We start from the raw sequence: 21,854 nt of genomic DNA on the forward strand, positions 1-21,854 counted from the left end.
CTGCCGCGCTGATCGTTCTCGCCCTCCGTCAAGCCTCGTCTGTTGTTGAGCGTCGCCAGCGGTGGCGCGATCTCATTACGTTTGATTCCCGTATAAAGAGCCCTGGAGCCCCCCATGACAGACAAGCTGATCATTTTCGATACGACGTTGCGTGACGGTGAACAATCGCCCGGCGCGTCGATGACGAAGGAAGAGAAAATCCGCATCGCGAAGCATCTCGAGCGGATGAAGGTCGACGTAATCGAGGCCGGCTTCGCGGCCAGCTCGAACGGCGACTTCGACGCGATCCACACGATCGCCGGTCTCGTGAAGGACAGCACGGTCTGCTCGCTGGCGCGCGCGAACGACAAGGACATCCAGCGTGCGGCCGACGCGCTGAAGCCAGCCAACAGCTCGCGGATCCACACGTTTATCGCGACGTCGCCGCTGCACATGGAGAAGAAGCTGCGAATGACGCCCGACCAGGTGTTCGAGCAGGCACGGCTCGCGGTGCGCTTTGCGCGCAAGTTCACCGACAACGTCGAATTCTCGCCGGAAGACGGCAGCCGTTCGGACCTCGACTTCCTGTGCCGCGTGCTGGAAGCCGTGATCGACGAAGGCGCGACGACGATCAACATTGCCGACACGGTCGGCTATGGCGTGCCGGAGCTGTACGGCCATCTCGTGAAGACGCTGCGCGAACGCATTCCGAACTCGGACAAGGCGATCTTCTCCGTGCACTGCCACAACGACCTCGGGATGGCCGTCGCGAACTCGCTCGCCGGCGTGAAGATCGGCGGCGCGCGGCAGGTCGAGTGCACGATCAACGGGCTCGGCGAGCGCGCGGGCAACACGTCGCTCGAGGAGATCGTGATGGCGGTGAAGACGCGCAAGGACTACTTCGGCCTCGACGTCGGCATCGACACGACGCAGATCGTGCCGACGTCGAAGCTGGTGTCGCAGATCACCGGTTTCGTCGTGCAGCCGAACAAGGCCGTGGTCGGCGCGAACGCGTTCGCGCACGCGTCGGGTATCCACCAGGACGGCGTGCTGAAGGCCCGCGACACTTACGAGATCATGCGCGCGGAAGACGTGGGCTGGGCCGCGAACAAGATCGTGCTCGGCAAGCTGTCGGGTCGCAACGCATTCAAGCAGCGCCTGCAGGAGCTCGGCGTGTCGCTCGACAGCGAAGCCGAACTGAACGCCGCGTTCATGCGCTTCAAGGACCTGGCCGACCGCAAGGCCGAGATTTTCGATGAAGACATCATCGCGATCGTCTCCGAAGAATCCGCGCTCGCGCAGGAGCAGGAGCACTTCAAGTTCGTGTCGCTGTCGCAGCGCTCCGAAACCGGCGAGCAACCGCAGGCGAAGGTCGTGTTCGCGGTCGATGGCAAGGAGGTGACGGGCGAGGCGCGGGGCAACGGCCCGGTCGATGCGACGCTGAATGCGATCGAGAGCGAAGTCGGGAGTGGTTCCGAACTGCTGCTGTATTCGGTGAACGCGATCACGACCGGTACGCAGGCGCAGGGCGAGGTGACGGTGCGGCTGTCGAAGAGCGGCCGGATCGTCAACGGCGTCGGCACCGATCCGGACATCGTCGCGGCGTCCGCGAAGGCGTATATCGCCGCGCTGAACAAGCTGCACTCGAAGGACGACAAGCTCAACCCGCAGCGCGCATAAGCGCCGCGCGTCGAGCGCGTGCAACACCTGAAACGCCCCGTGCGGCCTTGCGCCGCCCGGGGCGTTTTTCATGCATCGATCATTCGGCGGCCGGCGTGCGGAACGACCAGCGGCGCGCGGCCGGGCTCGCCGCCGGGTTGCGCCGGCGGAACTCGACCACGATCCCGCGCCGCGGCGCATCGGCGATGAACGCGTCGAGCAGCTCGAGCACGTCGTGATCGATGTAGTCGGCGCGCGTCGCGTCGATGATCACGGCCGCGCGGTCCGGAATGTGGCGCAGATGATGCTTGACCTGCACCTTGCCGAGGAACGACACGTCCTTGCGGAACGACAGCAGGAAGTGGTCGTCGTGCTGCGCGAGCGTGACCGGGCTCTTCAGGTTGGCAACGGCGACCGCGAGCACGCTGCATGCGAGACCCATTGCGATGCCGAACAGCAGGTCGACCGTGAGCACGCCCGCGATCGTGGCCGCGAACGGCGCGAACGCGGCCGGGCCTTGCTTCATTACCGAGCGGAACAGCGCCGGCTTCGCGAGCTTCAGGCCGGTATGGATCAGGATCGCGGCAAGGCTCGCGAGCGGGATCAGATTGATCAGCCCGGTGAGCGCGAACACGCTCGCAAGCAGAAGGATGCCGTGGACGATTGCCGACATCCGGCTTTGCGCGCCGGCGTTCACATTGGCTGAACTGCGAACGATCACCGACGTGATCGGCAGGCCGCCGACGGCGCCGGCGACAAGATTGCCGACGCCCTGTGCCTTCAGCTCCCGATCGGGTTGCGTCGGCCGCCGCTTCGGATCGATCTGTTCGACCGCTTCGAGGCACAGCAGCGTCTCGAGGCTCGCGACCACCGCAAGCGTGATCGCGACGCGCCAAACGTCCGGATTGGCCAGTTGCGCGAAGTTCGGGCCGAGCTCCGCGTGCTTGAGCGATGCAGCGAGCGCCGCGAACGAGTCGAATTCGGGAAGCGTGACACGATGCGCGGCGCCCGGCGCGGCCGCCGGTGCGATCGCGCCGAGCACGAGGGTCGCGCCGATGCCGAGCACGACGACCGCGAGCGGCGCGGGGACTGCGCGCACCCACGCGAAGCGCTTGAATGCCGGCGTGTCCCATGCGATCAGCAGCGCCAGCGATGCCAGCGCGATCGCCGTGGCGGCCCATGCGGCCGGCAGGTGCGGCCACGAAGCAAACGATTGCGCGGCCGGGCCGCCGATACCGAACGCGAACGGAATCTGCTTCACGATCAGCAGCAGGCCGATCGCGGCTAGCATGCCTTTGATGACCGGCGACGGCACATACGCGGCGAATCGGCCGGCGCGCAGCATGCCGAAGCCGAATTGCAGCACGCCGGACAGCAGCACCGCGAGCAGGAACGCGGAAAAGCTGCCGAGTTGCGCGATTCCTTCGACGACGATCACGACGAGGCCGGCGGCCGGGCCGCTGACCGACAGCGACGAGCCGCTCAGCAGCGCGACGACGATGCCGCCGACGATGCCCGACACGAGCCCGGCAAACGGTTCGACGCCGGACGCATTCGCGATGCCGAGACATAGCGGAAGCGCGACGAGGAAAACGACGATGCCGGCGACGATGTCGCGCGGCAGGGTGGACAGATGCTCGTTCAGTTTCATGGTTGGGGCGATTTCACGGGCGTTGGGGGCGGTGTGGATCAGTCGAGCGCGGCGGCCGCGGCAAGCTGTTCCGGCTCGGTTTCGACAGGCGGCGCGGTGTAGCCGGAGTCCAGCTCCTTCAGACGGCCGTCGGCAAGCGAGAAGATCCAGCCGTGGACGAGCGGCGGCCGCTGGCGGCCCTGCACGATCGGCGATGCGCGCAGCAGCCGCACCTGCTCGAGCACGTTGAGTTCGGCCAGCCGGTCGGCGGCAGCGATGTCGTCGAGGCCGTCGAGCGCGTCGCGATGGCGGCGCGCAAGCCCGCAGAGCGGCGCGATGCGCCGCGCAACGTGCGGCAGGTCGGCCGGCGGCGGCAGCAACGACGCGCGTACGCCCCCACAGCCGTAGTGACCGCACACGATCACATGGTCGACCTCGAGTACGCGCACGGCGTACTCGAGCACGCTTGCGGAATTGTCGTCGTCGGGATGGAACAGGTTCGCGATATTGCGATGGACGAACAACTCGCCGGGCACGCTGTGCGTGATGGTTTCAGCCGGCACGCGGCTGTCCGAGCAGCCGATCCACAGCACGCGCGGATTCTGGCCGCGCGCGAGCGCGTCGAAGAAGCCGGGCGTATGTTCGCGCGTCTCCCGGGCCCACGCGATATTGGCAACCAGCATGCTCTTGGGACGGTTCATGAGGACTCCTTTCTGGTTGAAACAAATAAATGAAAACCGGACGAAGGGGAGCAATAGGATGCTTTCTAAATTGAAAGGTTCAATTTCGACTGATATTAGGGGTATGCCCTAGCATTCGGGGTTACTGATACAAATTGTTTCAAGTCGATCGGGCGCGGTGCATCGCATGCACCAATCGAACGCATGACATGTATGGCGAGTGCCTGTTTCGGGCCAGCCCGCGCGGGCCGGGGAATCGGGCGAAGTGACTGTTGCGCGGGCGGCATCGGCCGGAAAGCATTACCGCGCCGCATTGCCGCTTAATCGAAAATGACGGGAAATAAGAAATGGCCATTTACGCAACAATTCGTAAATGGCCATTGTGAAAATTGCGCGTAAATGCGCAATCCCGCGATCAGAACAGATTGCGACGATCGGGGTCGTGCAGCGGATCCGGCGTTTTCTGGGTAGTGCGCAGGATGCCCTGCGGATCGAAGTAGAAGCTGTACATCATGTACCAGACGTTGTCTTCGAGGTACCGGTAGGTCCACACCTCGCGCTTCATCAACGGGAAGTAGGACGTCTCGACCGGGCGGCCGAAGTTCACGAGCACGTCCGTCTTGGTCCACTTGCCAATCTCCGCGCGATAGAACTCGCTCGGCTGCAGCACCTGGCGCACGTTGACGATCCGGTGGCTCGCGTCGACGTCGGCCGCGATCGTGATCTCGCCCATCGGCTGGGTCGGCCACATCAGGCGCTTGCCGCCTCCGGGCAGATCGTAGATCTCGCGCGGCGGCCCCATGCGCGCGACGATCGCCGACTCGTCCTGACCGGCCTGGTATTGCTGCCACGGTTGTGCGCAGCCGGCAAGCAGCGCCGCCGCGCAGGCGGCCAGCACCGGCAGGCGCACGGAAATGCGAATGCGCATGGGATTCTCCAGAACTAGAATTCGCTGACCGCTCAGTTGTATCACGGACGGCGCGTAGCCGTGCATCCTGCCGCAAAAATCGGTGCGGATCACGCGCGGCGTGTCGTGCAGCGCGATGCTTGCGGGCGCCGGCGACGACGGCCTATGATCCGCGCTTCCCGGACAGATTGAAGACAGGTGGCCGATGCAGTTGTGGAAACGATGCGCGCTCGCATTGAGTGCCGGATGGATGATGGCGTCGTCCGCGTTCGCGGCCGGCGAGCCGGTGCGGATCGCGCTGATCGAAGGGATGTCGGGCCCGTTCGCGAACGCGGGCGCCGCGGTCGAGCGCAACCTGCGCTTCGGCATCGAGAAGATCAATGCGGCGGGCGGCGTGAAGCTGCGCGACGGCGTGCATCCGCTCGAGCTGGTCGTGCTCGACAGCAAGGGCAGCCCGGAAGAGGCGCTCGTGCAGCTGCGCGCAGCGGCGGACCGGCACATCGGCTTCGTCGCGCAGGGCAACAGCTCGGCGGTGGCTGCCGCGCTCGTCGCGGCGCTCGACAAGCTGAACGCGCGCAACCCGGACAGCCGGATGCTGTTCGTCAACTATTCGGCCGACGATCCGGCGCTGACCGGCGCGCGCTGCAGCTTCTGGCATTTCCGCTTCGACGCGCACGCCGGGATGCGGATGGCCGCGCTCGCGGACGTGATGGCGCGCGATCGTGCGTTGCGCAAGGTCTATCTGCTGAACCAGGACTACAGCTTCGGTCACGACGTCAGCGCGCTGGCGCGGCAGGCGCTCGCCGAGCGGCGTCCCGACGTGACGATCGCCGGCGACGAATTCCATCCGATCGGCCGCATCAAGGATTTCTCGCCGTACGTCGCGAAAATCCGGGCGAGCGGCGCGGACGCGGTCGTGACCGGCAACTGGGGCAACGATCTCACGCTGCTTGTGAAGGCCGCGCGCGAGCAGGGGTTGAACGCGAAGTTCTACACGTTTTACGGCAACAGCCTCGGCGCGCCGGCCGCCCTGGGCGACGCCGGCGTCGGGCGGGTAGTGGCGGTCGCGGACTGGCATCCGAACGCGGGCGGTGCACAGTCGGACGCGTTCTATCGGGCGTTCCGGACCCGTTTCCCGGCTGCGCAGGACGACTATCCGGTGCGGCGGATGAGCCTGATGATCGAAATGCTTGCCACCGCGATGAACCGGGCCGGGTCGGCCGACCCTGTCGCGGTTGCACGTGCGCTGGAAGGGCTGGCGTTCGACGACGGCTTTCATGCGTCGACGATGCGCGCGCAGGACCATCAGTTGATCCAGCCCCTTTATGTGATGGAAATGGACAAGGCCGGCACGCCGGGCGTGCGGTTCGACAACGAAGGTTCGGGCTATGGCTTTCGCACGGTGCTGGCGGTGCCCGCGCAACGCACGCAGATGCCGTCGACGTGCTCGATGACGCGCCCGTGACAGCGGCCGGTAGGAACGGCGTGCAGTTGTGCTACAATGCCCGCCGGTTGTAAGTCACGGCACGGCCATTCTTCCGTGTCCGCGTGTTCAGTTAGCCAGTAGGAAATCAAGGAAATCACATGTCTGTTGCAGATATCAAGAAGTCGGAAGTCGTTGCTCAGTTCGCCCGCGGTACCAACGACACGGGTTCGCCCGAAGTCCAGGTCGCACTGCTGACCGCACGTATCGTCGAACTGACGGGTCACTTCAAGACCCACGCGAAGGACCACCACAGCCGCCGCGGCCTGCTGCGCATGGTGAGCCGCCGTCGCAAGCTGCTCGACTACCTCAAGGGCAAGGATGCCGACCGTTACCGCGCGCTGATCGAGAAGCTGGGTCTGCGTAAGTAATCGAGGCGATTGCCGCCAGCAAGATGCCTGTGTCAGTCCGCTGATGCAGGCATTTTGTTTTTGCGCGGTGCGTAGCGTCACGCGCACCGCAGGTCGTCCGGCACGTGGGTGCCGGGCTGCCGGAACGGCTGATACCGGGGTCGGGATTTGTGTCATTCCAGCGCGCTGCCGCTCGTCGAGCGCCGCGCTGGAATGGCATAAAAAACACACCTTGCTCCGGGTGATTCGGTCGGGACGCCGCCGCGCGGGATGGCCCGGGCGGCGAATGAAATGAATGAATTCAAAGGAGCAACCATGTCCATGTTCAACAAGGTCGTGAAGGAATTCCAGTGGGGCCAGCACAAGGTGCGCCTCGAAACCGGTGAAGTCGCCCGTCAGGCGAGCGGTGCCGTGATCGTCGACGTGGAAGACACCGTCGTGCTGGCAACCGTCGTCGGCGCGAAGTCGGCGAAGCCGGGTCAGGATTTCTTCCCGCTGACCGTCGACTACCTCGAAAAGACCTACTCGGCCGGCAAGATCCCCGGCGGCTTCTTCCGTCGCGAAGGCCGCCCGTCGGAACACGAGACGCTGACGTCGCGCCTGATCGACCGTCCGCTGCGCCCGCTGTTCCCGGAAGGCTTCTACAACGAAGTCCAGGTCGTGATCCACGTGCTGTCCGTGAACCCGGAAATCCCGGCGGACATCCCCGCGCTAATCGGTGCATCGGCCGCGCTCGCCGTGTCGGGCCTGCCGTTCAACGGCCCGGTCGGTGCCGCGCGCGTCGCATACATCGACAACGCGTACGTGCTGAACCCGACGCGTGAACAGCTCAAGGCGTCGCGCCTCGACCTCGTCGTCGCAGGCACGGAGCGTGCCGTGCTGATGGTCGAATCGGAAGCCGACCAACTGCCGGAAGACGTGATGCTGGGCGCGGTCGTGTTCGGCCACGAGCAGATGCAGATCGCGATCGACGCGATCCACGAACTCGTGCGCGAAGGCGGCAAGCCGGAGTGGGACTGGCAACCGGCGCCGAAGAACGAGGCGCTGATCGCACGCGTGACGGAACTGGCGCACGCCGACCTGCTCGCGGCTTATCAGCTGCGCGACAAGCAGGCGCGCTCGACCAAGCTGAAGGAAGTCTACGCGGCGACTTCGGCGAAGCTCGAGGAAGAAGCGCTGGCGGCCGGCACGGTTGCGGCCGACAAGGCCACCGTCGGCAACATCCTGTTCGACATCGAAGCGAAGATCGTGCGTTCGCAGATCCTGAACGGCGAGCCGCGCATCGACGGTCGCGACACGCGCACCGTGCGCCCGATCGAGATCCGCACCGGCGTGCTGCCGCGCACGCACGGTTCCGCGCTGTTCACGCGCGGCGAAACGCAGGCGCTCGTCGTCGCGACGCTTGGCACGAAGGGTGACGAACAGATCATCGACGCGCTCGAAGGCGAATACCGCGAGCGCTTCATGCTTCACTACAACATGCCTCCGTTCGCAACCGGCGAAACGGGTCGCGTGGGCTCGCCGAAGCGCCGCGAAATCGGCCATGGCCGGCTGGCCAAGCGGGCGCTGGTCAAGTGCCTGCCGAGCGCCGACGAATTCGGCTACTCGATCCGCGTCGTGTCGGAAATCACCGAGTCGAACGGTTCGTCGTCGATGGCATCGGTGTGCGGCGGCTGCCTCGCGCTGATGGACGCCGGCGTGCCGATGAAGGCGCACGTCGCCGGTATCGCAATGGGCCTGATTCTCGAAGGCAACAAATTTGCGGTGCTGACCGACATCCTCGGCGACGAAGATCACCTCGGCGACATGGACTTCAAGGTGGCCGGCACGGAGCACGGCGTGACGGCGCTGCAGATGGACATCAAGATCCAGGGCATCACGAAGGAAATCATGCAGGTCGCGCTCGCGCAGGCGAAGGAAGGCCGCATGCACATCCTCGGCAAGATGACCTCGGCGGTCTCGGGCGCGAACACGCAGCTGTCGGAATTTGCACCGCGGATGATCACGATCAAGATCAACCCGGAAAAGATCCGCGACGTGATCGGCAAGGGCGGTTCGGTGATCCGTGCGCTGACGGAAGAAACCGGCACGACCATCGACATCTCGGACGACGGCGTCGTGACGATCGCGAGCACGAGCAGCGAAGGCATGGCCGAAGCGAAGAAGCGCATCGAGCAGATCACGGCCGAGATCGAAGTTGGCCAGGTGTACGAAGGCACGGTGCTCAAGCTGCTCGATTTCGGCGCGATCGTGAACCTGCTGCCGGGCAAGGACGGCCTGCTGCACATCTCGGAAATCGTCAACGAACGCGTGAAGGACATCAACGACTACCTGAAGGAAGGTCAGCAGGTGAAGGTCAAGGTGATCCAGACGGACGAGAAGGGGCGCGTCCGTCTGTCGGCGAAGGCGCTGCTGAACGAAGCAGCGGCGGCTTCGCAGTCGGATACGCCGCCGCAGCAGTAAGCGGGCAGGCGTGAGAACGGCCGGCAGTGCGAAAGCGTGCCGGCCGTTTTTTCTGTAGCATCGTTGTGCGACGCAGCAGCGTCGGCGGCGCGACCGTGCGACGCACGGTGCGTCTCCCGATTCCGATTCTGGAGCGAATTCCCATGAAAGCCATCGAAATCACCGAATTCGGCGCCCCCGACGTGTTGAAGCTCGCCGAGCGTCCGCGCCCGGAACCGAAGCGCGGAGAAGTGTTGATCAAGGTGGCGGCTTCCGGCGTCAACCGGCCGGACGTATTCCAGCGCAAGGGCGCGTATGCGCCGCCGCCGGGTGCGTCGGATCTGCCGGGCCTGGAGGTCGCGGGCGAGATCGTCGGCGGCGACCTGTCGGATGCCGCGTTGAACCCGTTCGGCCTGAGGCTCGGCGATCGCGTCTGTGCGCTGCTCGCGGGCGGCGGCTACGCCGAGTATGCGGTCGCGCCGCTGCCGCAATGCCTGCCGGTGCCCGGCAGCCTCACCGACATCGAAGCCGCATCGCTGCCCGAGACGTTCTTCACCGTGTGGAGCAACGTGTTCGACCGTGCGCTGCTCGGCGCGGGCGAAGGCGGCGAGCACGAAACGCTCCTCGTGCAGGGCGGCTCGAGCGGGATCGGCGTGACGGCAATCCAGATCGCGCATGCGCTCGGCTTTCGCGTGTTCGCGACGGCCGGGAACGAAGACAAGTGCCGCGCATGCGAGGCGCTCGGCGCCGAGCGTGCGATCAACTATAAAACCGAAGACTTCGTCGAGGTCGTCAAGTCGTTGACGCACGATCGCGGCGTCGACGTGATTCTCGACATGGTCGCGGGCTCGTACGTACCGCGCGAGCTGTCCGCACTGGCGGATGGCGGCCGTCTCGTGCTGATCGCGCTGCTCGGCGGCGCGAAGGCCGAGGTCAACCTGAACGAGATCCTGCGCCGCCGGCTGACCGTCACCGGCTCGACGCTGCGCCCGCGACCGGTCGAATTCAAGGCGCGGATCGCCGCGCAGCTGAAGGCGCGCGTGTGGCCGCTGCTCGAGGACGGGCGCATCAAGCCGGTGATCTACCGAGTACTACCGGCCGGCGAGGCCGCTCAGGCGCATGCGTTGATGGAAAGCGGCGAGCACATCGGCAAGATCGTGCTCGATTGGGGTAAGAACGCGTGACGGCGCGCGGCGGGCTTGACATGCGCGGTTTGACCGGTTCAACGCACGCGCAGTAAAATCGCGGGTTTGCTTCGCCAGATCCAACCTGACGGCCGGGCTCCGGCGCGTTAATGACAAGATAGTGACGAGACAGACACGATGTCGAAACAACGAACAAAGCGAGTGATCGGCAACTGGAAGATGCACGGCCGGCTGGCCGGCAACCAGGCGCTGCTGAACGAAGTGGTGCAGGGCGCAGGTGCGGTGGCGGCGGAAACGTCGATCGGCGTGTGCGTGCCGTTCCCGTATCTCGCGCAGGTTCAGGCGCAGCTCGGCGGCGGCCGCGTCGCGTTCGGTGCGCAGGACGTGTCCGCGCACGAGCAGGGCGCATTCACCGGCGAGGTCGCAGCCGCGATGGTTGCGGAGTTCGGCGCGCAGTATGCGATCGTCGGTCACTCGGAGCGTCGCGCGTATCACGGCGAGCGCAACGAAACGGTCGCCGCGAAGGCGCAGCGCGCGCTTGCGGCAGGCCTCACGCCCGTCGTGTGCGTTGGCGAAACGCTCGACGAGCGCGAAGCCGGCACGACCGAGCAGGTGGTCGGCGCGCAGCTCGACGCGGTGCTCGCGGTGCTGAGCGCCGAAGAAGCGGCTCGCATCGTCGTTGCCTACGAGCCGGTGTGGGCGATCGGCACGGGCAAGAGCGCGACGTCGGCGCAGGCGCAGGACGTGCACGCATTCCTGCGTGCGCGTCTCGCGGCGAAGGGGGCGGAGCACGTGTCCGTGCTATACGGCGGCAGCGTGAAGCCGGACAACGCGGAAGAGCTGTTCTCGCAGCCGGACATCGACGGCGGCCTGATCGGCGGCGCGTCGCTGAAGGCGGAAGATTTCCTGGCGATCTGCCGGGCCGCGCGTTGAGCGGTCCGCGATCGAATTGAACCATGATGGCGGCCGGTCGGTCCGGTCGCCTGATCCAATCGGGTGGGTGTGATGCTGTTATTCAAGACGCTGATTATTGTCGTGCAGGTGCTGTCTGCGCTGGGTGTGATCGGGCTCGTGCTGCTGCAGCACGGCAAGGGTGCCGACATGGGCGCCGCATTCGGCAGCGGCGCGTCGGGCAGCCTGTTCGGTGCGACGGGCTCGGCGAACTTCCTGTCGCGCACGACGGGCATTCTCGCGACGATCTTCTTCGTCGCGACGCTCGCGCTGACGTACCTCGGTTCGTACAAGTCGACGCCGTCGGCGGGCGTGCTCGCCACGGCGGCGACCGCGCCGGCAGCGTCGTCTGCAGCGTCGGCTCCGGCCGTCGCGGCGTCTGCTGCCGCCGGCTCGGCAGCGAGCGCGCCGAGCCAGGACGTCCCGAAATAAAAAGTTCAAATTTTTGCGTTTGTGCGTTGAACAAATCTGGAACTCGGGTTAGAATTTAATTCTTGAAGCGATTCGCGGGAAACGAGCAGTACGACCCGAGTTGCATGCAGTGCCGACGTGGTGAAATTGGTAGACACGCTATCTTGAGGGGGTAGTGGCGAAAGCTGTGCGAGTTCGAGTCTCGCCGTCGGCACCAAAGTTACTCAATGCCAGCCGCTTCTAGTGGCTGGCATTTTTCATTTGTGGGGTGTGTCTTGCGATTGTCTTGTGATCGCCTGCACTCCGAAATGATTCCTTCCGCCGGAAGTGGTATTCTCCGGACGCTCAGAACCAACCGATAGAGGATTGCCTTGAACCTCGCAGCCTATTACCCCGTCTTGTTGTTCCTCCTCGTGGGCACTGGTTTAGGTATAGCGCTGGTCAGCATCGGCAAGCTCCTCGGTCCCAACAAGCCGGACGTCGAGAAGAACGCACCGTACGAGTGCGGCTTCGAAGCCTTTGAAGACGCCCGGATGAAATTCGACGTCCGGTACTACCTCGTCGCCATCCTGTTCATCATCTTCGATCTCGAAACCGCATTCCTGTTTCCGTGGGGCGTCGCGCTCCGGGACATCGGCTGGCCGGGTTTCATCGCAATGATGATTTTTCTGCTCGAATTCCTGCTGGGCTTTGCCTATATCTGGAAGAAAGGCGGCCTCGACTGGGAGTGATGGGTTAATCGCCGGTTTGCATGGGCGGCCACGCTGGGTCGCTCGTCTGGAGTGGAAAGCAAATGAGTATCGAAGGGGTCTTGAAGGAAGGGTTTGTCACCACGACGGCTGACAAGCTGATCAACTGGACGCGTACCGGCTCGCTGTGGCCGATGACGTTCGGGCTCGCGTGTTGCGCCGTCGAGATGATGCATGCGGGCGCCGCCCGTTACGACCTGGACCGGTTCGGCGTGGTGTTTCGCCCGAGTCCGCGTCAGTCGGACGTGATGATCGTGGCCGGCACGCTGTGCAACAAGATGGCGCCTGCGCTGCGCCGCGTGTACGACCAGATGGCCGAGCCGCGCTGGGTGATCTCGATGGGGTCGTGCGCGAACGGCGGTGGTTACTACCACTACTCGTACTCGGTGGTCCGCGGCTGCGACCGGATCGTGCCGGTCGACGTCTACGTGCCGGGCTGCCCGCCCACGGCCGAGGCGCTGGTCTATGGCGTGATCCAGCTTCAGGCGAAGATCCGCCGCACCAACACCATCGCCCGTCAATAAAGCCCCGAGCGTCCCCTCAATATGGCAAGCAAAATCGAGACCCTCAAGGCCAACCTCGAAGCCGCGCTCGGCGCGCGCGTGGTGAGCCTCACCGAAGCGATCGGTGAACTGACGCTCGTCGTGAAGGCGAGCGATTACCTCGAAGTCGCAAAGACGCTGCGCGACGATCCGAAGCTCCGTTTCGAGCAACTGATCGACCTGTGCGGCGTCGACTACCAGACATACGGCGACGGCGCGTACGACGGCCCCCGTTTCGCGGCCGTGTCGCAGCTGTTGTCGGTCACGAACAACTGGCGCCTGCGCGTGCGCGTGTTCGCGCCGGACGACGATCTGCCGATCGTTGCGTCGCTCGTCGACATCTGGACGTCCGCGAACTGGTACGAGCGCGAAGCGTTCGATCTGTACGGCCTCGTGTTCGAGGGTCACCCCGACCTGCGCCGCATTCTCACCGACTACGGCTTCATCGGCCATCCGTTCCGCAAGGACTTCCCGGTGTCGGGCTACGTCGAAATGCGTTACGACCCGGAAGAGAAGCGTGTCGTCTACCAGCCGGTGACGATCGAGCCGCGCGAAATCACGCCGCGCGTGATCCGCGAGGATCGCTATGGCGGTCTGAAACATTAAGGGGGCGTCATGGCAGAAATCAAGAACTACACCCTCAACTTCGGCCCGCAGCACCCGGCAGCGCACGGTGTGCTGCGCCTCGTGCTCGAGCTCGACGGCGAAGTGATCCAGCGTGCCGATCCGCACATCGGCCTGCTGCACCGCGCGACTGAAAAGCTCGCGGAAAACAAGACGTTCATCCAGTCCGTGCCGTACATGGACCGCCTCGACTACGTGTCGATGATGGTCAACGAGCACGGCTACGTACTCGCGATCGAAAAGCTGCTCGGCATCGAAGTGCCGGAGCGTGCGCAGTACATCCGCGTGCTGTTCGACGAAATCACGCGCGTGCTGAACCACCTGATGTGGATTGGCGCGCACGCACTCGACGTCGGCGCGATGGCGGTGTTCCTGTACGCATTCCGGGAGCGCGAGGACTTGATGGACGTGTACGAAGCGGTGTCCGGCGCGCGGATGCACGCTGCGTACTACCGCCCGGGCGGCGTCTATCGCGACCTGCCTGACGCAATGCCGCAATACAAGGCGTCGAAGATTCGCAACGAGAAAGCGCTCGCGAAGATGAACGAAGCGCGCAGCGGCTCGGTGCTCGACTTCATCGACGATTTCTTCACGCGTTTCCCGAAGTGCATCGACGAATACGAAACGCTGCTGACCGAAAACCGGATCTGGAAGCAGCGTCTGGTCGGGATCGGCGTCGTGAGCCCGGAACGTGCGCTGCAGATGGGCCTGACGGGCCCGATGCTGCGCGGCTCCGGCATCGCGTGGGACCTGCGCAAGAAGCAGCCGTACGAAGTGTACGACCGCATGGATTTCGACGTGCCGGTCGGCGTGAACGGCGATTGCTACGACCGCTATCTGGTGCGCGTCGAAGAAATGCGCCAGTCGGTCCGGATCGCGAAACAGTGTATTGAGTGGCTCCGCAAGAATCCGGGCCCGGTGATGACCGACAATCACAAGGTTGCGCCGCCGTCGCGCGTCGGCATGAAAACCAACATGGAAGACTTGATTCACCACTTCAAGCTCTTCACCGAAGGTTTTCACGTGCCGGAAGGCGAAACTTACGCGGCCGTCGAGCACCCGAAGGGCGAGTTCGGCATCTACCTCGTGTCGGATGGTGCAAACAAGCCGTATCGTCTCAAGATTCGCGCGCCGGGCTTCGCACATCTCGCGTCGCTCGACGAAATGGCGCGCGGTCACATGATTGCCGACGCCGTCACGATCATCGGTACGCAGGACATCGTGTTCGGCGAAATCGATCGCTAATGGTTGCGCCGCCCGTTTGCTCCGGGCGGCGAGCGGTAAGTCACACGCGAAGTCACCTGCGGTATGCGCTGAACCGGCGCGGCTTCGCAAGCTGTCAACAGTGAGCGCCAGGTCTGCCGTCCATGCACAGCAGTGCGGCAGGTTGTTCGTTCGGTAGGAATTGAAAGAGTCGTGTCTGAAAATGATCTCAGCTGAAGGCCTGAAGGAAATCGATCGAGCGTTGACGAAGTATCCCGCCGATCAGAAACAGTCCGCCGTGATGTCGGCGTTGGCCGTCGCTCAGGAAGAGCACGGCTGGCTGTCGCCCGAACTGATGCAGTTCGTCGCGGACTATCTCGGCATGCCGGCCGTCGCCGTGCAGGAAGTCGCGACGTTCTACACGATGTACGAGCTCAAACCGGTCGGCAAGCACAAGATCACGCTCTGCACGAACCTGCCGTGCCAGCTCGGGCCGCACGGCGGCGCGGAAGCGACGGCCGAGTACCTGAAACAGAAGCTGGGCATCGACTTCGGCGAGACCACGCCCGACGGCAAGTTCACGCTGAAGGAAGGCGAATGCATGGGCTCGTGCGGCGATGCACCGGTGCTGCTGGTGAACAATCACAGAATGTGCAGCTTCATGAGCCGCGAGAAGATCGACCAGCTGCTTGAGGAGCTTTCGAAATGACGTCCCTCCACGACCGTCACATCAAACCGTTGATCCTCGCTGGTCTGAACGGCGAGAACTGGCATCTCGAAGATTACGTTGCGCGCGGCGGCTACAAGCAACTGCGCCGCATTCTCGAAGAAAAGATTCCGCCGGAGCAGGTGATCGCCGACGTGAAGGCGTCGGGCCTGCGCGGCCGCGGCGGTGCGGGCTTTCCGACCGGCCTGAAGTGGAGCTTCATGCCGCGCCAGTTCCCGGGGCAAAAATACCTCGTCTGCAACTCCGACGAAGGCGAGCCCGGCACGTTCAAGGATCGCGACATCCTGCGCTGGAACCCGCATGCGCTGATCGAAGGGATGGCCATCGGCGCGTACGCGATGGGCATTACCGTCGGCTACAACTACATCCACGGCGAAATCTTCGAAGTGTATCGACGCTTCGAGGCCGCGCTGGATGAAGCGCGCGCCGCAGGTTTCCTCGGCGACAACATCATGGGCTCGGAATTCTCGTTCCAGCTGCATGCGCACCACGGCTACGGCGCGTACATCTGCGGCGAGGAAACGGCGCTGCTCGAGTCGCTCGAAGGCAAGAAGGGCCAGCCGCGCTTCAAGCCGCCGTTCCCGGCGAGCTTCGGCGTATACGGCAAGCCGACCACGATCAACAACACCGAGACGTTCGCCGCGGTGCCGTTCCTGCTGGCCATCGGGCCGCAGAATTACCTCGAGATCGGCAAGCCGAACAACGGCGGCACGAAGATCTTCTCGGTGTCCGGCGACGTCGAGCGTCCGGGCAACTACGAAGTGCCGCTCGGCACGCCGTTCGCGACGCTGATGGAGCTCGCCGGCGGGATGCGCGGCGGCCGCAAGATCAAGGCCGTGATTCCGGGCGGATCGTCGGCGCCGGTGATCCCGGGCGACATCATGATGCAGACCGATCTCGATTACGACTCGATCGCGAAGGCGGGCTCGATGCTCGGCTCCGGCGCGGTGATCGTGATGGACGAGACGCGCTGCATGGTGCGTTCGCTGCTGCGCCTGTCGTACTTCTACTACGAGGAATCGTGCGGCCAGTGCACGCCGTGCCGCGAAGGCACCGGCTGGCTGTATCGCGTCGTGAACCGTATCGAGCACGGCGAAGGGCGTCAGGAAGATCTGGACCTGCTGAACTCGGTTGCCGAGAACATCATGGGCCGCACGATCTGCGCGCTCGGCGATGCGGCGGCGATGCCGGTGCGCGGGATGCTCAAGCATTATTGGGACGAATTCGCGTACCACGTCGAGCACAAGCACTGCATGGTCGGCGGCCATGCGCACGCGGCGGCAGCCTGAAGCGAAGCACCGGTTGCGGAATTTGAGCGCACGGTCGGGCCAAGGCGCGAACGGGCGGAAATAGGTTAAGGACCATTCACCATCATGGTTGAACTTGAAATAGACGGCAAGAAGGTCGAGGTGCCCGAAGGCAGCATGGTGATCCAGGCTGCGCACAAGGCGGATACGTACATTCCTCACTTCTGCTATCACAAGAAACTGTCGGTCGCGGCCAACTGCCGGATGTGTCTCGTCGAAGTCGAGAAGATGCCGAAGGCCGTGCCTGCCTGCGCGACGCCCGTGTCGGCCGGCATGATCGTGCGCACGCAGTCCGACAAGGCCGTGAAGGCGCAGCAGTCGGTGATGGAATTCCTCCTCATCAACCACCCGCTCGACTGCCCGATCTGCGATCAGGGCGGCGAATGCCAGCTGCAGGATCTGGCGGTCGGCTACGGCAAGTCGTCGTCGCGCTACTCGGAAGAAAAGCGCGTGGTGTTCCACAAGAACGTGGGCCCGCTGATCTCGATGGAAGAAATGTCGCGCTGCATCCACTGCACGCGCTGCGTCCGCTTTGGCCAGGAAATTGCCGGCGTGATGGAGCTCGGCATGCTGGGCCGCGGGGAGCACTCGGAAATCACGACGTTCGTCGGCAAGACGGTCGACTCCGAGCTGTCGGGCAACATGATCGACCTGTGCCCGGTTGGCGCGCTGACCAGCAAGCCGTTCCGCTACAGCGCCCGCACGTGGGAACTGTCGCGCCGCAAGTCGGTGAGCCCGCACGATTCGGTCGGCGCGAACCTCGTCGTGCAGGTGAAGAACAACCGCGTGATGCGCGTGCTGCCGTTCGAGAACGAAGCGATCAACGAATGCTGGATCTCCGACAAGGATCGTTTCTCGTACGAAGGCCTGAACAGCGAAGAGCGCCTGACGAAGCCGATGCTGAAGCAGGGCGGCCAGTGGATCGAAACCGACTGGCAGACCGCGCTCGAATATGTCGCGAAGGGCCTGAAGGGCATCGCTGCGGATCACGGCGCGAACGCGCTGGCGATGCTCGCGAGCGCGCACAGCACCGCTGAAGAGCTGTTCCTCGTGAAGCAGCTCGCCAACGAACTGAAGACGCCGAACGTCGACTTCCGTCTGCGTCAGCAGGATTTCTCCGCACCGGTCCAGGGTGCACCGTGGCTCGGGATGCCGATCGCCGAACTGTCGAACGTGGATGCCGCGTTCGTTGTCGGGTCGTTCCTGCGCCGCGACCACCCGCTGTTCGCGGCACGCCTGCGTCAGGCTGCGAAGAACGGCGCGAAGCTGCACTTCCTGCATGCGAGCGCCGACGACTCGCTGATCCCGACCGCGCAGCGCATCGTCGCCGCTCCGTCGGCATGGCTCGACGAACTGGCGGGCATCGCCGCGGCCGTCGCGCAACTGCGTGGCGTCGCGCTGCCGGATGCCCTCGCGGGCGTCACCGCATCGGCTGCCGCACAGGCGGTCGCGCAATCGCTCGCGAATGGCGAGCGCCGCGCAGTGCTGCTCGGCAACGTCGCGGTTCGTCATCCGCAATTCTCGAAGCTGCACGCCGTCGCGCAGTGGATCGCCGACAACACCGGCGCCACGTTCGGTTTCCTGACCGAAGCGGCGAACACGGTCGGCGCGCACGTCGTCGGCACATTGCCGGGCGAAGGCGGCCTGAACGCACGCGAAGCGTTCGCGCAGCCGCGCAAGGGCTACGTGCTGCTGAACGTCGAACCGGAATTCGACACGGCAGATCCTGTGCAGGCGCTTGCCGCGCTGAACCAGGCTGAAATGGTCGTCGTGATGTCGCCGTTCAAGCACGGCCTCGATTACGCCGACGTGCTGCTGCCGATCGCGCCGTTCACGGAGACGGCCGGTACGTTCGTCAACGCCGAAGGCACCGTGCAGAGCTTCAACGGCGTCGTGCGCCCGCTCGGCGACACGCGTCCGGCCTGGAAGGTGCTGCGCGTGCTCGGCAGCCTGCTCGGCCTGCCGAACTTCGAATACGAGACGGCCGAAGAAGTGCGTCTGGCGGCGCTCGGCGACGCAGGTGTCGCGAACCGCCTGTCGAACCGGACGCCGGTCGCGCCGGCCCGCGTCGCGGCAGCTGCCGCGAACGGCAGCTTCGAGCGCCTCGCCGATGTACCGATCTATCACGCCGACGCGCTCGTGCGCCGCGCAGGTGCGCTGCACCTGACGGCGGCCGCGAAGGCGGCGAACGCCGCAGCCCTGCCGGCCGCGCTGTTCGACAAGCTGGGCTTGAAGGAAGGCGACGCAGTGCGCGTGCGCCAGGGCGAGCGTGCGGTGCAGTTGCCGGCCGTGCGCGACGCGAATCTTGCGGAGACGGTCGTTCGCGTGTCGGCGGCAACGCCTGCCGGCGCAGCGCTCGGCAGCCTGTCCGGTGAACTGGTGGTGGAGAAGGCGTAAATGAGCTTGTTCGATACGATCAACGCGGGCGGAGCCCAGCTTCTCGGCGTCGCATGGCCGACGGTGTGGGCGCTCGTGCGCATTCTCGTCGTCGCCGTCGTGATCCTGCTGTGCGTCGCGTACCTGATTCTGTGGGAGCGCAAGCTGATCGGCTGGATGCACGTGCGTCTCGGCCCGAACCGCGTCGGCCCTGCCGGCCTGCTGCAGCCGATCGCCGACGTGCTGAAGCTGCTGCTGAAGGAAGTCATTCAGCCGACGGCCGCCAGCCGCTGGCTGTACCTGATCGCACCGATCATGACGGTCGTGCCGGCGTTCGCCGTGTGGGCCGTGATTCCGTTCCAGGCCGAAGCCGTGCTCGCGAACGTGAACGCGGGGCTGCTGTATGCGATGGCGATCTCGTCGATCGGCGTGTACGCGGTGATTCTCGCCGGCTGGGCGTCGAACTCGAAGTACGCGTTCCTCGGCGCGATGCGCGCCGCGGCGCAGATGGTGTCGTACGAAATCTCGATGGGCTTCGCGCTGGTGCTCGTGCTGATGACGGCAGGCAGCCTGAACCTGTCGGAAATCGTCGGCTCGCAGCAGCACGGCTTCTTCGCCGGCCACGGCGTGAACTTCCTGTCGTGGAACTGGCTGCCGCTCCTGCCGGCGTTCGTCGTCTACTTCGTGTCCGGCATCGCCGAAACGAACCGTCACCCGTTCGACGTGGTGGAAGGGGAGTCGGAGATCGTCGCAGGTCACATGATCGATTACTCGGGCATGGCGTTCGCGCTGTTCTTCCTCGCCGAGTACATCAACATGATCGTGATCTCGGCGCTGGCCGCGACGCTGTTCCTCGGCGGCTGGGACGCACCGTTCGAATTCCTGTCGTTCATTCCGGGCATCTTCTGGCTGGTGCTGAAGGTATTTGCGCTGCTGTCGGTGTTCATCTGGGTCCGCGCGACGTTCCCGCGCTACCGTTACGACCAGATCATGCGCCTGGGCTGGAAGGTGTTCCTGCCCGTCACGGTGATCTGGGTGGTCGTGGTCGGCTTCTGGATGATGTCGCCGCTCAACATCTGGGTGAAGTAAAGATCGGACGAAATCATGACGGCAATCCAACACTTCTTTAAGACCTTCTTCCTGACGGAGCTGCTGAAGGGGCTCGCGCTCACCGGTCGTTACACGTTCCGGCGCAAGTTCACCGTGCAGTTCCCGGAAGAGAAGACCCCGATCTCGCCGCGTTTTCGCGGGCTGCACGCGCTGCGCCGCTACGAGAACGGCGAAGAGCGCTGCATCGCGTGCAAGCTGTGCGAGGCCGTATGCCCCGCAATGGCGATCACGATCGAATCGGAAACGCGCGCGGATAACACGCGCCGCACGACGCGTTACGACATCGACCTGACGAAGTGCATCTTCTGCGGTTTCTGCGAGGAAAGCTGCCCGGTCGACTCGATCGTCGAGACGCAGATTCTCGAGTACCACGGCGAAAAGCGCGGCGACCTGTATTTCACGAAGGAAATGCTGCTCGCGGTGGGCGATCGCTACGAGAAGGACATCGCCGCGGCGAAGGCCGCCGACGCGCCGTATCGTTGATTGTGTGTGCAGTGCCGGCCCGGGATGAACGGGCCGAGCCGCCGCGACGGGTGCGGACGTCCCGCAAGCCGCGCCTGACTATGGCCTAACGATGAACCGGTAATCATGGAATTCACGACCGTACTGTTCTACATCTTCGCGCTGCTCCTGGTGGTATCAGGGCTGAAGGTGATCACTTCGCGCAACCCGGTGGCGTCTGCGCTTTTCCTTGTGCTGGCGTTTTTCAACGCCGCAGCGATCTGGATGCTGCTGGAAGCGGAGTTCCTCGCGATCCTGCTGGTGCTGGTGTACGTGGGCGCCGTGATGGTGCTGTTCCTGTTCGTCGTGATGATGCTGGACATCAACATCGATTACCTGCGCCGCGACTTCAAGCGGTTCGTGCCGATGGCAACGGTCGTCGGCGCGATCATCGTGATCGAAACCGCGCTGATCCTGTGGCGCGGCTACGGCGACACGCACGCGGTGCATGCAATGGCGACGGGCGCGATGGCCGACTGGTCGAACACGCGCCTGATCGGCAAGGTGATCTACACCGATTACATCTTCGCGTTTGAAATCGCCGGCCTGGTGCTGCTGGTCGCGATCATCGCCGCGATCGGGCTGACCGAGCGCAAGGGCAAGGACAGCAAGCGCCAGCGCGTGTCGGATCAGGTCAAGGTGCGCCGCGGCGACCGCGTGCGCCTCGTGAAGATGGAAGCGGACAAGCCGCAGCCGGAAACGGCGCAGAGCGAAGCCGGTACGAGCACCAACGGCTAAGCGGAGGAAAAGAAAACCATGCTGACTCTTGCTCACTACCTCGTGCTCGGCGCGATCCTCTTTGCGATCGCGATCGTCGGGATCTTCCTGAACCGCCGCAACATCATCATCATCCTGATGGCGATCGAACTGATGCTGCTGGCGGTGAATACCAACTTCGTCGCGTTCTCGCACTACCTCGGCGACGTGCACGGCCAGATCTTCGTGTTCTTCGTGCTGACCGTCGCCGCAGCGGAAGCCGCGATCGGTCTCGCGATTCTGGTGACCCTGTTCCGTAAGCTCGACACGATCAATGTCGAGGATCTCGATCAGCTCAAAGGTTAATTTCAGGCAACGCTGT

21 protein-coding genes and 1 tRNA gene are annotated in these 21,854 nt (G+C 64.5%); 19 read left to right on the plus strand and 3 right to left on the minus strand.

Translation table 11 applies throughout. The features are described from left to right. Positions 1-114: 114 nt before the first annotated feature. Complete coding sequence (locus KDW55_RS25805) at positions 115-1,659, plus strand: 2-isopropylmalate synthase (protein WP_212161586.1); 1,545 nt, start codon at positions 115-117, stop codon at positions 1,657-1,659. Positions 1,660-1,738: 79 nt separating this feature from the next. Here the strand turns inward: KDW55_RS25805 and KDW55_RS25810 are convergent, their stop codons facing one another. The 3 genes from KDW55_RS25810 to KDW55_RS25820 all read right to left on the minus strand — a co-directional run bounded on the left by KDW55_RS25810 (position 1,739) and on the right by KDW55_RS25820 (position 4,876). After that, positions 1,739-3,289 carry a SulP family inorganic anion transporter gene (locus KDW55_RS25810; protein WP_040144682.1) on the minus strand — a complete coding sequence of 517 codons (1,551 nt, stop codon included), beginning with the start codon at positions 3,287-3,289 and terminating at the stop codon, positions 1,739-1,741. 38 nt (positions 3,290-3,327) lie between these two features. Then, positions 3,328-3,969 carry a carbonic anhydrase gene (locus KDW55_RS25815; protein ID WP_040144681.1) on the minus strand — a complete coding sequence of 214 codons (642 nt, stop codon included), beginning with the start codon at positions 3,967-3,969 and terminating at the stop codon, positions 3,328-3,330. 394 nt (positions 3,970-4,363) lie between these two features. Then, positions 4,364-4,876, minus strand: coding sequence for a hypothetical protein (locus KDW55_RS25820; RefSeq protein ID WP_040144680.1), 513 nt, complete (start codon positions 4,874-4,876; stop codon positions 4,364-4,366). A gap of 184 nt (positions 4,877-5,060) precedes the next feature. Here KDW55_RS25820 and KDW55_RS25825 point away from each other — a divergent pair, with 184 nt between their 5' ends. From KDW55_RS25825 to nuoK, 18 genes are all read left to right on the plus strand, one after another. Then, positions 5,061-6,320, plus strand: a complete 1,260-nt coding sequence (locus tag KDW55_RS25825) for a branched-chain amino acid ABC transporter substrate-binding protein (protein ID WP_040144679.1) — start codon at positions 5,061-5,063, stop codon at positions 6,318-6,320. A 119-nt stretch (positions 6,321-6,439) separates the two neighbouring features. Further along, positions 6,440-6,709, plus strand: coding sequence for a 30S ribosomal protein S15 (rpsO, locus tag KDW55_RS25830; RefSeq protein WP_006398792.1), 270 nt, complete (start codon positions 6,440-6,442; stop codon positions 6,707-6,709). Between the two features lie 294 nt (positions 6,710-7,003). Continuing rightward, positions 7,004-9,151, plus strand: a complete 2,148-nt coding sequence (gene pnp, locus KDW55_RS25835; protein WP_040144678.1) for a polyribonucleotide nucleotidyltransferase — start codon at positions 7,004-7,006, stop codon at positions 9,149-9,151. 143 nt (positions 9,152-9,294) lie between these two features. Continuing rightward, positions 9,295-10,314, plus strand: a complete 1,020-nt coding sequence (locus tag KDW55_RS25840; RefSeq protein WP_040145003.1) for an NAD(P)H-quinone oxidoreductase — start codon at positions 9,295-9,297, stop codon at positions 10,312-10,314. Between the two features lie 138 nt (positions 10,315-10,452). Continuing rightward, complete coding sequence (tpiA, locus tag KDW55_RS25845; RefSeq protein ID WP_209820858.1) at positions 10,453-11,208, plus strand: triose-phosphate isomerase; 756 nt, start codon at positions 10,453-10,455, stop codon at positions 11,206-11,208. Between the two features lie 72 nt (positions 11,209-11,280). After that, positions 11,281-11,658, plus strand: coding sequence for a preprotein translocase subunit SecG (gene secG / locus KDW55_RS25850; protein ID WP_059546424.1), 378 nt, complete (start codon positions 11,281-11,283; stop codon positions 11,656-11,658). 111 nt (positions 11,659-11,769) lie between these two features. Then, positions 11,770-11,854 (plus strand) — tRNA-Leu (locus KDW55_RS25855). Between the two features lie 154 nt (positions 11,855-12,008). Next, the gene (locus KDW55_RS25860; RefSeq protein ID WP_006398798.1) at positions 12,009-12,368 is read left to right on the plus strand and encodes an NADH-quinone oxidoreductase subunit A; all 360 of its coding nucleotides are present in this window, start codon (positions 12,009-12,011) and stop codon (positions 12,366-12,368) included. A 62-nt stretch (positions 12,369-12,430) separates the two neighbouring features. Further along, positions 12,431-12,910 (plus strand): NADH-quinone oxidoreductase subunit B, encoded by a 480-nt coding sequence (locus KDW55_RS25865; RefSeq protein ID WP_006398799.1) that lies wholly within the window; start codon positions 12,431-12,433, stop codon positions 12,908-12,910. A 21-nt stretch (positions 12,911-12,931) separates the two neighbouring features. Further along, positions 12,932-13,534 carry an NADH-quinone oxidoreductase subunit C gene (locus KDW55_RS25870; RefSeq protein ID WP_040144675.1) on the plus strand — a complete coding sequence of 201 codons (603 nt, stop codon included), beginning with the start codon at positions 12,932-12,934 and terminating at the stop codon, positions 13,532-13,534. A gap of 9 nt (positions 13,535-13,543) precedes the next feature. Next, the gene (locus tag KDW55_RS25875) at positions 13,544-14,797 is read left to right on the plus strand and encodes an NADH-quinone oxidoreductase subunit D (protein WP_212161587.1); all 1,254 of its coding nucleotides are present in this window, start codon (positions 13,544-13,546) and stop codon (positions 14,795-14,797) included. 181 nt (positions 14,798-14,978) lie between these two features. Further along, on the plus strand, positions 14,979-15,464 hold the full coding sequence (nuoE, locus tag KDW55_RS25880; RefSeq protein WP_040144673.1) for an NADH-quinone oxidoreductase subunit NuoE: 486 nt from the start codon (positions 14,979-14,981) through the stop codon (positions 15,462-15,464). Further along, entirely contained in the window at positions 15,461-16,771 is a 1,311-nt protein-coding gene (gene nuoF, locus KDW55_RS25885) for an NADH-quinone oxidoreductase subunit NuoF (protein ID WP_059546425.1), read from the plus strand. The genes nuoE and nuoF overlap by 4 nt, the downstream gene beginning before the upstream one ends. Before the next feature lie 84 nt (positions 16,772-16,855). Next, positions 16,856-19,186 carry an NADH-quinone oxidoreductase subunit NuoG gene (gene nuoG, locus KDW55_RS25890; RefSeq protein WP_212161588.1) on the plus strand — a complete coding sequence of 777 codons (2,331 nt, stop codon included), beginning with the start codon at positions 16,856-16,858 and terminating at the stop codon, positions 19,184-19,186. Further along, complete coding sequence (nuoH, locus tag KDW55_RS25895) at positions 19,187-20,254, plus strand: NADH-quinone oxidoreductase subunit NuoH (protein ID WP_040144670.1); 1,068 nt, start codon at positions 19,187-19,189, stop codon at positions 20,252-20,254. A gap of 15 nt (positions 20,255-20,269) precedes the next feature. After that, entirely contained in the window at positions 20,270-20,758 is a 489-nt protein-coding gene (gene nuoI / locus KDW55_RS25900; RefSeq protein WP_011885529.1) for an NADH-quinone oxidoreductase subunit NuoI, read from the plus strand. 105 nt (positions 20,759-20,863) lie between these two features. After that, on the plus strand, positions 20,864-21,514 hold the full coding sequence (locus KDW55_RS25905) for an NADH-quinone oxidoreductase subunit J (RefSeq protein ID WP_040144669.1): 651 nt from the start codon (positions 20,864-20,866) through the stop codon (positions 21,512-21,514). A gap of 18 nt (positions 21,515-21,532) precedes the next feature. Further along, positions 21,533-21,838, plus strand: coding sequence for an NADH-quinone oxidoreductase subunit NuoK (gene nuoK, locus KDW55_RS25910; RefSeq protein WP_004185739.1), 306 nt, complete (start codon positions 21,533-21,535; stop codon positions 21,836-21,838). Positions 21,839-21,854: the final 16 nt, after the last annotated feature.

This window comes from Burkholderia sp. AU19243 (assembly GCF_018148075.1).
In the GTDB taxonomy this organism is placed as follows: Bacteria; Pseudomonadota; Gammaproteobacteria; order Burkholderiales; family Burkholderiaceae; genus Burkholderia; species Burkholderia latens_A.

What these genes read in the sequence shown, in the direction of transcription:
- KDW55_RS25865 (WP_006398799.1), top strand. Translation starts at nt 12,431, where the DNA reads ATGAGTATCGAAGGGGTCTTGAAGGAAGGGTTTGTCACCACGACGGCT.
- KDW55_RS25820 (WP_040144680.1), bottom strand. Translation starts at nt 4,876, where the DNA reads ATGCGCATTCGCATTTCCGTGCGCCTGCCGGTGCTGGCCGCCTGCGCG.
- KDW55_RS25810 (WP_040144682.1), bottom strand. Translation starts at nt 3,289, where the DNA reads ATGAAACTGAACGAGCATCTGTCCACCCTGCCGCGCGACATCGTCGCC.
- KDW55_RS25805 (WP_212161586.1), top strand. Translation starts at nt 115, where the DNA reads ATGACAGACAAGCTGATCATTTTCGATACGACGTTGCGTGACGGTGAA.
- pnp (WP_040144678.1), top strand. Translation starts at nt 7,004, where the DNA reads ATGTCCATGTTCAACAAGGTCGTGAAGGAATTCCAGTGGGGCCAGCAC.
- nuoF (WP_059546425.1), top strand. Translation starts at nt 15,461, where the DNA reads ATGACGTCCCTCCACGACCGTCACATCAAACCGTTGATCCTCGCTGGT.
- nuoK (WP_004185739.1), top strand. Translation starts at nt 21,533, where the DNA reads ATGCTGACTCTTGCTCACTACCTCGTGCTCGGCGCGATCCTCTTTGCG.
- KDW55_RS25815 (WP_040144681.1), bottom strand. Translation starts at nt 3,969, where the DNA reads ATGAACCGTCCCAAGAGCATGCTGGTTGCCAATATCGCGTGGGCCCGG.
- tpiA (WP_209820858.1), top strand. Translation starts at nt 10,453, where the DNA reads ATGTCGAAACAACGAACAAAGCGAGTGATCGGCAACTGGAAGATGCAC.
- KDW55_RS25870 (WP_040144675.1), top strand. Translation starts at nt 12,932, where the DNA reads ATGGCAAGCAAAATCGAGACCCTCAAGGCCAACCTCGAAGCCGCGCTC.
- rpsO (WP_006398792.1), top strand. Translation starts at nt 6,440, where the DNA reads ATGTCTGTTGCAGATATCAAGAAGTCGGAAGTCGTTGCTCAGTTCGCC.
- KDW55_RS25905 (WP_040144669.1), top strand. Translation starts at nt 20,864, where the DNA reads ATGGAATTCACGACCGTACTGTTCTACATCTTCGCGCTGCTCCTGGTG.
- secG (WP_059546424.1), top strand. Translation starts at nt 11,281, where the DNA reads ATGCTGTTATTCAAGACGCTGATTATTGTCGTGCAGGTGCTGTCTGCG.
- KDW55_RS25840 (WP_040145003.1), top strand. Translation starts at nt 9,295, where the DNA reads ATGAAAGCCATCGAAATCACCGAATTCGGCGCCCCCGACGTGTTGAAG.
- nuoH (WP_040144670.1), top strand. Translation starts at nt 19,187, where the DNA reads ATGAGCTTGTTCGATACGATCAACGCGGGCGGAGCCCAGCTTCTCGGC.
- KDW55_RS25875 (WP_212161587.1), top strand. Translation starts at nt 13,544, where the DNA reads ATGGCAGAAATCAAGAACTACACCCTCAACTTCGGCCCGCAGCACCCG.
- nuoG (WP_212161588.1), top strand. Translation starts at nt 16,856, where the DNA reads ATGGTTGAACTTGAAATAGACGGCAAGAAGGTCGAGGTGCCCGAAGGC.
- nuoI (WP_011885529.1), top strand. Translation starts at nt 20,270, where the DNA reads ATGACGGCAATCCAACACTTCTTTAAGACCTTCTTCCTGACGGAGCTG.
- nuoE (WP_040144673.1), top strand. Translation starts at nt 14,979, where the DNA reads ATGATCTCAGCTGAAGGCCTGAAGGAAATCGATCGAGCGTTGACGAAG.
- KDW55_RS25825 (WP_040144679.1), top strand. Translation starts at nt 5,061, where the DNA reads ATGCAGTTGTGGAAACGATGCGCGCTCGCATTGAGTGCCGGATGGATG.